A 432-nucleotide genomic window follows, 5' to 3' on the forward strand; every position below is an offset into this window, starting at 1 on the left:
CCGGCAATTTGGCAATCCCTTCTTCCCCGGCGACTTCACATTGGATATCATAACCGTACTTGCAGTTTACAAATACCTCAATGTTAATGATAATTCCTTTATTTGTTTCGATGGTGAACAGTTGGGGATCTTGCAGATTGCTATGTGCATATCTCGTTTTCCTCGGAAATAGAACTTGAACTGATTTATAATAATCGTCTATGAGCCAGTGCAACACGTCGATTTCATGAATCAATGTATCAGTTACTGCCATATCTGTATTGTAGTTTATACCTACCTCTTGATTCCGGTGTGAAGCACGAATCATCATTGGTTCGCCAATTTCGTTGTTTTCAATCGTTTTCTTTAATTGGACATAACCACTGTCGTAACGGCGCATAAACCCTACTTGAACCAGTTTTTTTCCTTGTTTCATCTCCGCCTCAACAATTC

Annotated in this window: 1 protein-coding gene; it reads right to left on the reverse strand. The window is 39.6% G+C overall.

Annotation, left to right across the window (positions count from 1 at the left end):
* Positions 1–432, reverse strand: a 432-nt coding sequence (locus ACLWS4_RS37520) for a Gfo/Idh/MocA family protein (RefSeq protein WP_416876505.1), incomplete at both ends; no start/stop codon positions are given.

This window comes from Kitasatospora sp. SC0581 (assembly GCF_048159585.1).
Lineage (GTDB): Bacteria > Actinomycetota > Actinomycetes > Streptomycetales > Streptomycetaceae > Kitasatospora.